The sequence below is a fragment of the Shigella sp. FC1544 genome (assembly GCF_001722145.1).
In the GTDB taxonomy this organism is placed as follows: Bacteria; Pseudomonadota; Gammaproteobacteria; order Enterobacterales; family Enterobacteriaceae; genus Escherichia; species Escherichia coli.
The window spans coordinates 53,162-63,674 of the sequence record NZ_MECT01000444.1; the positions used below are offsets into that span (position 1 = coordinate 53,162).

Genomic DNA, 10,513 nt, shown 5'->3' on the forward strand with positions numbered 1-10,513 from the left:
TTATCAAGCTTATTCAAAGAACTGACTTATTTTCGCTTTCAATATATCGATCGCGATGCGGTTTTTCCCGCCGCGCGGCACGATAATGTCCGCATATTGTTTAGAAGGCTCAATGAATTGCAGGAACATCGGGCGCACGGTTTTTTGATATTGCGCCATCACTGAATCCATTGAACGCCCACGCTCGTTAACGTCACGCTTGATGCGGCGCATCAGGCAGATATCCAGCGGGGTATCAACGAAAATGGAGAAGTTAAGTTCGTCACGCAAACGCGCATCCGTCAGCAACAAAATGCCTTCGAGAATGATGACCTTCTTCGGCTCAACCGTCACCGTTTCTTTCATACGCGTATGTTCAACATAGCTGTAAACCGGCAGGTCAATTGCCGAGCCGCGTTTCAACGCTTGTAAATGCTCAAGCAGCAGACTGTGATCCATCGCGCTGGGATGGTCGTAGTTGGTCTTAACGCGTTCTTCCATCGACAGATGGCTTTGATCTTTGTAATAGCAGTCTTCGGGAATTACGCCGATGTGTTCATCACCGACTTGCTCACGCAATTCACGATAAAGGGTACTGGCAATAAGACTCTTGCCGGAAGCCGATGCGCCAGCGATACCGATAATGACGCACTGATGAGACTGATCAGTCATATATTTAGCGACCTGATTAACCTGGATGTTAGGAAGGGGGCGACGAAGCGCCAAACGCGGCAATTATAGGGATTTCATCCGTCTGATACCAGTCGAATAGCGTTGCCGCGCGCTCAGAGTTAATTGTTGACAAAGAATTCCCGGGGGCAAATTACGTTGATCAGTTTTATGTAAGGTAAAAAATGTTATACGCAGTTGCGCAAATTATCCGCCTTTACGTCACTTTATGAGCAATTCGCATATAAAATGTAAAACTTTTGTACTAGCATAAACACAGAAACGAATACTGGCGACCAGGTCTTGCGGATAAAGCGGTAATGAGCAAACAATCACAGCATGTATTAATTGCCCTGCCCCACCCGCTGCTTCACCTGGTCAGTTTAGGTTTAGTCTCGTTTATCTTTACCCTTTTCTCGCTTGAGCTTTCGCAGTTTGGCACCCAACTCGCCCCACTGTGGTTCCCGACGTCCATCATGATGGTGGCGTTTTATCGCCATGCCGGGCGCATGTGGCCGGGAATTGCGCTGAGCTGTTCGCTGGGAAATATCGCCGCATCCATCCTGCTTTTTTCCACCAGCTCGCTGAACATGACCTGGACGACCATCAATATTGTTGAAGCCGTGGTCGGGGCAGTGCTGCTACGTAAATTGCTGCCGTGGTATAACCCCTTGCAAAATCTGGCTGACTGGCTGCGTCTGGCACTCGGCAGCGCCATTGTTCCGCCTCTGTTGGGGGGTGTTCTGGTTGTCCTGCTGACGCCCGGAGACGATCCTCTCAGGGCATTTTTGATATGGGTACTGTCAGAATCCATCGGCGCTCTGGCACTGGTGCCGCTGGGATTGTTATTTAAACCACACTATCTGCTGCGCCATCGCAACCCACGGTTGCTTTTTGAGTCGCTGCTCACGTTAGCCATCACACTGACGTTAAGCTGGCTTTCGATGCTGTATCTGCCGTGGCCTTTTACTTTCATTATTGTGCTGTTGATGTGGAGCGCCGTGCGTCTGCCACGAATGGAAGCCTTTTTGATCTTCCTTACCACGGTGATGATGGTGTCGCTGATGATGGCCGCGGATCCCTCCCTGCTTGCTACGCCGCGTACGTACCTGATGAGCCATATGCCGTGGCTACCGTTTTTGCTGATCCTGCTGCCCGCCAACATCATGACCATGGTGATGTATGCCTTTCGTGCGGAACGCAAACACATTTCCGAAAGCGAAACCCACTTTCGGAACGCGATGGAATATTCCGCTATCGGTATGGCGTTAGTGGGCACCGAGGGACAATGGCTGCAAACCAACAAAGCGCTCTGCCAGTTTCTCGGGTACAGTCAGGAAGAGCTGCGCGGACTCACCTTTCAGCAACTGACCTGGCCGGAGGATCTCAATAAAGATCTCCAACAGGTTGAAAAGCTGATAAGCGGTGAAATAAACACCTATTCAATGGAAAAACGCTACTACAACCGCAATGGCGATGTTGTCTGGGCGTTGCTTGCCGTCTCACTGGTGCGCCACACGGATGGCACGCCGCTCTATTTTATCGCTCAGATTGAAGACATTAACGAGCTAAAACGCACCGAACAGGTCAATCAGCAACTGATGGAGCGCATCACTCTGGCTAACGAAGCGGGCGGGATTGGCACCTGGGAGTGGGAGTTGAAGCCGAATATTTTTAGCTGGGATAAGCGGATGTTCGAGCTGTATGAAATTCCTCCACATATCAAACCGAACTGGCAGGTGTGGTACGAGTGCGTGCTGCCGGAAGATCGCCAGCATGCCGAAAAAGTGATTCGTGATTCGTTGCAATCACGCTCGCCCTTTAAACTGGAATTTCGCATTACCGTAAAAGACGGTATTCGCCATATCCGCGCCCTCGCCAACCGGGTACTGAATAAAGAAGGCGAAGTCGAACGTCTCCTCGGCATCAATATGGATATGACCGAAGTGAAACAGCTTAACGAGGCATTGTTTCAGGAAAAAGAGCGCCTGCACATTACGCTTGATTCCATCGGTGAAGCCGTGGTCTGTATTGATATGGCGATGAAAATTACCTTTATGAATCCAGTGGCGGAGAAGATGAGCGGCTGGACGCAGGAAGAAGCGTTAGGTGTTCCGCTCCTGACGGTGTTGCATATTACTTTTGGCGACAACGGACCATTAATGGAGAACATTTACAGTGCCGACACCTCACGTTCCGCGATCGAGCAAGATGTGGTGTTGCACTGTCGGAGCGGCGGCAGTTACGACGTGCATTACAGTATTACGCCGTTAAGTACTCTGGACGGCAGCAATATTGGTTCGGTTCTGGTGATTCAGGACGTTACCGAATCACGCAAAATGCTGCGCCAGCTGAGCTACAGCGCCTCCCATGATGCACTGACGCATCTCGCCAACCGCGCCAGTTTTGAGAAACAACTGCGTATCCTGCTGCAAACGGTAAACAGTACACATCAGCGACATGCCCTGGTGTTTATCGATCTTGATCGCTTTAAAGCGGTGAATGACAGCGCCGGGCATGCGGCGGGTGACGCTTTGCTGCGCGAACTGGCGTCGTTAATGCTGAGTATGCTGCGTTCCAGCGACGTGCTGGCGCGACTCGGTGGGGATGAATTTGGTCTGCTGCTACCAGACTGTAATGTTGAAAGCGCGCGTTTTATCGCTACACGCATTATCAGTGCCGTGAATGACTATCACTTTATATGGGAAGGCCGTGTGCATCGGGTAGGTGCCAGTGCCGGGATTACCTTGATTGATGACAACAATCATCAGGCGGCAGAAGTGATGTCGCAGGCTGATATCGCCTGTTATGCCTCCAAAAATGGTGGCCGGGGCCGGGTGACGGTTTACGAACCGCAGCAAGCTGCCGCACATAGCGAACGGGCGGCGATGTCGCTTGATGAACAGTGGCGGATGATTAAAGAGAATCAGTTGATGATGCTCGCCCACGGTGTCGCTTCGCCACGGATCCCGGAAGCGCGTAATTTGTGGCTGATTTCACTTAAGCTCTGGAGTTGCGAAGGCGAGATTATTGATGAACAAACATTTCGTCGTAGCTTCAGCGATCCGGCGCTTAGCCATGCTCTTGACCGCCGGGTATTCCACGAATTTTTCCAGCAGGCCGCAAAAGCGGTTGCCAGTAAAGGCATAAGCATCGCCCTCCCCCTTTCCGTTGCCGGTTTGAGTAGCGCCACGCTGGTGAATGATCTGCTTGAGCAGCTGGAAAATAGCCCTCTACCACCACGGTTATTACATCTGATTATTCCGGCTGAAGCGATTTTAGATCACGCAGAAAGCGTGCAAAAACTGCGGCTGGCGGGATGTCGGATAGTGCTCAGCCAGGTGGGCCGCGATCTGCAAATCTTCAACTCGCTGAAAGCGAATATGGCAGATTACCTGCTACTTGATGGTGAGTTATGCGCCAACGTGCAGGGTAATTTGATGGATGAGATGCTGATTACGATTATTCAGGGGCACGCTCAGCGACTCGGGATGAAAACCATCGCCGGGCCAGTCGTTTTACCCTTAGTGATGGATACGCTTTCTGGCATCGGCGTCGATCTGATTTATGGTGAGGTGATTGCCGATGCCCAACCGCTGGATTTGCTGGTGAATAGTAGTTATTTCGCGATTAACTGAGGCGTGCCTCCCCATCGCCTGATGCGACGCTAACGCGTCTTATCATGCCTACAAATCGCTCATTCCCCAGGCCGGATAAGGCGCTCGCACCGCATCCGGCGACCAACGTCATGCTTCGTCTGGTTGCCAGCCTTCCGTATACCAGATATGCAACAGCGCATAAGAACGCCAGGGCTTCCAGCGCTCGGCATAACGGCGGATTTGCGCCGGTGTCATTCCCGGAAATCGCTGTTTAATCAGATAATCATCCGGCAGGAAAACATCTTTCGCCTGCCAGCCACGCAAAGCAAAATAATTCGCCGTCCAGCGCCCGATACCCGGAAAAGTTTGCAGCGTTTTCATCGCCTGCTCCACATCGCCCGGTATTGTCATTGGTAAGGTGCCCTCCAGCGCCGCATTTGCCAGATGAATCAGCGCCTCTGCCCGTTTCAACGGCATACCTAACGCTTTTAATGCCTGCGGGTCTGCTGCTGCCAGCCGCTGAGGCGTGGGGAAGCAGATATACTCCGGAAAATCATCCAGCCGTTCGCCATAAAGCTGTACCACTTTGGCAGTCAATTTTGCCGCCATCGCCACGCTCACCAGTTGGCCTAAAATCGCCCGCACGCCCTGCTCAAAAGCATCAACACTGCCGGGTAAACGCAATCCGGGCCGCGCCGCGCCTAACCTGCCCAACGCACCGTTAACAATTTGTGGGTTACATTGCAGATCAAACAGGCGGCTCATTTTCGCCAGACACTCTGCGGCAACTGGTTCTAAACCTGCACTTAAATTTATGTGCAGAGTATGGCGGGCTATATCCGGAATAGCAGTCACCACGCCGCGATATTCGCCCACCGCCAGACTACGGGCATAATAACTGTCCGCGACCGTTTCCACACCGCTCACCGCACGGGCGGCGAGAAATCCCAACATCCACGACCAGTCATACGGCGGCTGCCAGTTCAGGGTATACATCGCATCTCCTTATTCATCCGCTTTCAGCATAAACGTTATTCAGACGCTGCGCTTTGCTTTCATATTCCGGTTGTCGCGACGGCAACATTTCGCTAAAGTCACGCCCCTTCTTCACCGGCATGGGGATTATTTCGTGTTTATTGGTTTTGATTACGGTACAGCAAACTGTTCAGTGGCGGTCATGCGTGACGGTAAACCGCACTTGCTAAAAATGGAAAACGACAGCACGCTGCTGCCTTCAATGCTTTGCGCGCCAACGCGTGAAGCGGTAAGCGAATGGCTGTACCGCCATCATGATGTTCCGGCAGACGACGATGAAACGCAGGCGCTGTTGCGTCGGGCGATTCGTTATAACCGCGAAGAAGATATCGATGTTACGGCGAAAAGCGTGCAGTTCGGTCTTTCCTCACTGGCACAGTACATTGATGATCCAGAAGAAGTGTGGTTTGTGAAATCACCAAAATCGTTCCTCGGTGCCAGCGGCTTAAAACCGCAGCAGGTAGCGCTGTTTGAGGATCTGGTCTGCGCAATGATGTTGCACATTCGCCAGCAGGCGCAGGCGCAGCTGCCAGAAGCGATTACTCAGGCGGTGATTGGTCGCCCGATCAACTTCCAGGGGCTGGGCGGCGATGAAGCAAACGCCCAGGCGCAAGGGATTCTGGAACGCGCGGCGAAGCGTGCCGGATTCAGGGACGTGGTATTCCAGTACGAGCCGGTCGCGGCTGGGCTGGATTACGAAGCCACCTTGCAGGAAGAAAAACGGGTGCTGGTGGTGGATATCGGCGGTGGTACGACTGACTGTTCATTGCTGCTGATGGGACCGCAGTGGCGTTCGCGTCTCGATCGTGAAGCCAGCCTGCTGGGTCACAGTGGTTGTCGTATTGGCGGTAACGATCTGGATATCGCCCTGGCGTTTAAAAACCTGATGCCACTGCTGGGTATGGGTGGCGAAACCGAAAAAGGCATCGCCCTGCCGATCCTGCCGTGGTGGAATGCGGTTGCCATCAACGACGTACCTGCGCAGAGTGATTTCTACAGTAGTGCCAACTGTCGTCTGCTTAACGATCTGGTACGCGATGCCCGCGAACCGGAAAAAGTGGCCCTGTTACAGAAAGTCTGGCGTCAGCGTTTAAGCTATCGCCTGGTGCGTAGCGCAGAAGAGTGCAAAATTGCTCTTTCAAGCGTAGCGGAAACCCGCGCCTCACTGCCGTTTATCAGCAATGAACTGGCTACGCTGATTAGCCAGCGAGGGCTGGAAAGCGCCCTCAGCCAGCCACTGGCGCGGATTCTGGAACAGGTGCAACTGGCCCTGGATAACGCCCAGGAAAAACCGGACGTTATCTACCTGACCGGCGGTAGCGCCCGTTCTCCGCTGATTAAAAAAGCGCTGGCAGAACAGTTGCCAGGCATTCCGATTGCAGGCGGCGATGACTTTGGCTCCGTCACCGCCGGGCTGGCACGCTGGGCGGAAGTGGTGTTTCGTTAATTGAAAAATGGCTCAGCAGCGGCTTAAATCTGCCTGCGCCTGAGCCAGTTTTTCTGCTGCCTGACGTAACGGTTCCATCAACGGCATGGTCCGTGCTGGAGCATGAAGGCGGAATCGCTGCAACTCTGTCGCGCCGACTGTCAACGCCGATTCCAGCCGATGTCGTTTGGCGGTCATTTTCGCCATTACCGCTTGTCTGTCTGCTGGCGTTATCGCTTCATTCGGCCTGAACACAAAACGGCGTTCACAGCTCGCTTTCCAGTCGATAACCGCCTGGGTCAGATGGTCGCCAAACCCTTTCACTTGCTTAACGCCACGACGGGTAACATCTGCGGCTGTTTCAATACCAAAAGACCGTAACGCCGCTTTACGCGCAGGACCAACGCCGGGAATAGAGGCAACATCAATAAAAAATCCCTCCAGAAACTTCTGCTTCTGCCGTTCCCTTGCGGTGTCGTGAAGTGCTGCCAGAGCACGTTTTTCTTCTTCCGGTAACCCGAGCATTTCGTCCTTCATTTTTTCGAGCATCGTCCGTTTGGCGATAAAACCTTCCAGCCCGCCCAACTGTTGGATCTGGCTGACTAAATGGTCATAGTCCATTTTCGCGCGATTAAATGCCTCACGGCGTTGCTGAACTTCTGCTTTGTACGCTTTGCTTGTCAGACTGCCAATAATCCAGATAGCCGACAGCACAGGAACCAAAATAATATAACGCGGTTCTGCCTGAAGGCCGCAAAGCAACAGCGATAACGCTGACAGTGCGATCTCAATCAGAATGATGTATTCGCGCCGTAACAGGCCTAAAGGAAGCGGCCTGCCAGTCGGTTGGAAATGATCGGGTAATGGCAATTGCAATGCTGGCGGTGCTACTGACGCCATCACCATCGCCCAGACTTTCGCCAGCACAAAATCACCGCTGGTGGTAATGACCTCTTCGCCGAGATCAATAAAATAGATAACGCCTTGATTATCCAGCGCACACCACAGGCAGTCAGTCAAATGAGCGGAGTAAACATGCATTGCCGAAACGGTACATTTCTTTAACTGTTGGCGTAGTAAATCAAGTGCCGCTACCCACGCTTTTGCCGTCGGACGCCCGGTTGCCACGCCACTTTCCGTAAACGCCTGCTGAAACATGGCTTCAACATCGCCCGGTAACATCGCCAGCGGAATAGATCGTGGCGGCGGTTTTAAACCACGTCGCTGATTATCTGACGCGTAGGCATAACGGAAATGGGCAATATCCGTCTCCAGCGCATTACCCGCATCAGAGATAAGCGGCACACCGGAATAAGGATGCCGACCACCAAACAAGACGTGAAAAATCAACAAGGCAAGGCCAAAATTATCGTGATTTTCTGTACGTTCAAAGCCGACAAATGACGACAAGGTTTGTAGCTCTGGCGGCGTAAAATGCGACACGCCGACTTCGCATAAATGCAGTGTGCCATTGGCGTTAATCTGAAAGGAGTCGCTATCAATCAACACCACTTTGCTGTCGCGACCTACCATAAAACTGTTCTGGTTTACGTCACCCACGACGTGCCCGTGCTCGTGAACCGTAGCAAAAGATGAAGCAATATTGCGCGCAACATAGAGTAGAAAATCCCACGCACAATGAGGGTAACTCTGGCGACGATGTCCCGGGCTATAGATCATATGAATCGGTTCTTTACCAGAAACTTTTGGCATCATAAAACCGGTAACTTTTCCGCCTCGTCCACCGTGAAGCGTTGCCTGCGGCCAGGCGACATAATTCAACAACTGCGCGTCAGCTGTCGCAGCCATAAAGGCAAGTTTGTCCTGTTTTGAGACGGGTGGCGGCGTGTGATAAATCTTGGCGACGCTATCGACAAACTCCTCGATATCATAAACCGCGCCTTCACCACCTTTGCCCAGTTCACGGCCTGGCGTAACGCACTCACCAGTAGCAGTATATAAAGTGGGTTTCATGGTAACCACAGCGCCAGTGCCAACGTTTTATCATCATCGGTACGCTCGTTTACCGCCGGGCTGGACAAAAACTGCTTTAACAATTTAGGTAATAAATCGAGTTGTTCCTGCGTTGCTGCCGCCAGTCCAATGAAAAACGGGGTAAAGAAAGGCACATGCGGAGAATTATCCAGCATATTTAACGCCAGTCGCTGAATACCATCCGTAAATGCTGCAACTTTATGCGCACGCTCAGTGCTGGTGAAAGTTTCCAGTCTGGAAACAGCATCTTCATCGCTAATGAAATGCGTCATATTGGCATATTCACCCACCATCGGCGTGAGCGGCAGTTCCAGACCACGACCAAAATCCACCACTACACCGCCGTCGCCAATTTGCATAATCAATGTGCCATTAGCCGATGAAATCAATCCCAGAAACGTGCAGGCAAAATCGCGAACTGCTAATGCTTTGGCTTCTGCCTCGGCAAAAAGTCGTTGACGAATGGTCAGTACCATATTTGTGGCGAGAACATCATTAAGCCCCAATTCACCGTCCTGTACTTTTTGCACCATAAACGCCATCGCTTCATTGACGGCGAGCTTCGCGCCTTCTCCTCCCTGCGAAACGCTACCTGCGCCATCAGCAAGGAACATCACCAGTAATGGCTGCTGGTCATTTAGCCAGGCAACCTGCATCTGGCAGGCATCCTGACAAGGTAAATCAGCGCTAATGTGCGACGTTCCAACAGCGGATGCATAAACCAGACGCCAGCTCACACTGACGTCCAGCCTTTTGGCGCTTCCAGCACAACTTCCGTTCCCGGCGTGGAGCGGGAAACCGAACGCAGCGAACTGGATAACCAGCTAAACAGTTCACGGAATTGTAATCCCTGCAGAGACAAAGGCTGACGGACGCTGATTTGGGCCAGCGTCTTCATATCCGCCCCCTGAACACCGATGGAAAAGAAAGCAAACCTTTTATCTTCTTCCCCCCGAAACACTTTGTTGGCTGCAGCCTGCCACTCATCGGTTGGTGCACCATCGGTAATCAGGAAAATCCACGGGCGATAATACGAAATACCATTTGCACGATACTCACGTTTCCGCTCCTCTACCATATCCAGGGCTTTGGTAATGGCCGCACCCATTGGTGTATCGCCCTGGGCAAACAGGATGGGCGGAAAAAAATTAGCGGCGCTGGTAAAGGGTTGTTCCACATGCACCGGGCCGAACGTCACAATGCCGAGTTCCACTCTTTTTAAAGCCAGCGGATCAGCAAGCAGTTCATCACGAAAGGTAACCAATCCGGCGTTAAGTTCATTAATAGGTCTGCCACTCATCGAGCCAGAAACATCCAGCAGCAGAATGCAGGGGCAACGTGGTTCCGGGTTACTGGCAAAATCGCTGGTGGCAAACGTGATTTGTTCGCTCATAAGAAATCCTTTCTTAGAGAATTATTGAGGTCCGGTATCATACCGACTGCAATAATGAAATAAGAGCAAACGAAGAAACTTTCAGAATTAGGCCCGGCGGCGCAGAAAATTTTGCTATTCGCCTCGCAAGAACGGAGAGCCGTCGATTGACACTAAGGGCGGAGTGACATAATTTCAGGAGTGAGGGTTAGGGAGAGGTTTCCCCCCGTTACTTTATTCGTACCCCTTATAATGGGGTGTTAGCCAGCCAGACCCGGCATGATTACTGCCCCCAGTCGTCCATGATCCGGGGGGTGATGTCACCGGGTCTGGTGGGGCGCTGGTAACCGCTAATAGGGGTCAGGTCAGGCACTTTTGCCGGGACCGTCTGTAACGTGGATGCCGGTACCTGCTCCCCGTGGTTATCTGGTTAACCCA

The 10,513-nt window shown here is 52.2% G+C and carries 7 protein-coding genes; 2 read left to right on the forward strand and 5 right to left on the reverse strand.

Translation table 11 applies throughout. The features are described 5' to 3' along the window. Positions 1–9: 9 nt before the first annotated feature. Positions 10–651, reverse strand: coding sequence for a uridine kinase (gene udk, locus BGK49_RS18180; protein ID WP_001295424.1), 642 nt, complete (start codon positions 649–651; stop codon positions 10–12). Positions 652–968: 317 nt separating this feature from the next. Here udk and BGK49_RS18185 point away from each other — a divergent pair, with 317 nt between their 5' ends. Next, positions 969–4,286 carry a diguanylate cyclase gene (locus tag BGK49_RS18185; protein ID WP_069375801.1) on the forward strand — a complete coding sequence of 1,106 codons (3,318 nt, stop codon included), beginning with the start codon at positions 969–971 and terminating at the stop codon, positions 4,284–4,286. A 108-nt stretch (positions 4,287–4,394) separates the two neighbouring features. On the opposite strand, the gene alkA is transcribed toward BGK49_RS18185, so the two are convergent. Next, positions 4,395–5,243, reverse strand: a complete 849-nt coding sequence (gene alkA / locus BGK49_RS18190; RefSeq protein WP_000288398.1) for a DNA-3-methyladenine glycosylase 2 — start codon at positions 5,241–5,243, stop codon at positions 4,395–4,397. A 133-nt stretch (positions 5,244–5,376) separates the two neighbouring features. Here alkA and yegD point away from each other — a divergent pair, with 133 nt between their 5' ends. Next, a complete protein-coding gene (gene yegD, locus BGK49_RS18200; RefSeq protein WP_000469690.1) occupies positions 5,377–6,729 on the forward strand; it encodes a molecular chaperone in 1,353 nt (450 codons plus the stop codon). A gap of 12 nt (positions 6,730–6,741) precedes the next feature. Here yegD and yegI read toward each other — a convergent pair whose 3' ends face one another. The 3 genes from yegI to BGK49_RS18215 are packed head-to-tail and all read right to left on the reverse strand — an operon-like array spanning position 6,742 to position 10,096. Further along, positions 6,742–8,682 carry a protein kinase YegI gene (gene yegI / locus BGK49_RS18205; RefSeq protein ID WP_005042733.1) on the reverse strand — a complete coding sequence of 647 codons (1,941 nt, stop codon included), beginning with the start codon at positions 8,680–8,682 and terminating at the stop codon, positions 6,742–6,744. Further along, positions 8,679–9,440, reverse strand: coding sequence for a PP2C family serine/threonine-protein phosphatase (locus BGK49_RS18210; protein ID WP_000119054.1), 762 nt, complete (start codon positions 9,438–9,440; stop codon positions 8,679–8,681). The genes yegI and BGK49_RS18210 overlap by 4 nt, the downstream gene beginning before the upstream one ends. Then, positions 9,437–10,096, reverse strand: a complete 660-nt coding sequence (locus tag BGK49_RS18215) for a vWA domain-containing protein (RefSeq protein WP_000003179.1) — start codon at positions 10,094–10,096, stop codon at positions 9,437–9,439. The genes BGK49_RS18210 and BGK49_RS18215 overlap by 4 nt, the downstream gene beginning before the upstream one ends. Positions 10,097–10,513: the final 417 nt, after the last annotated feature.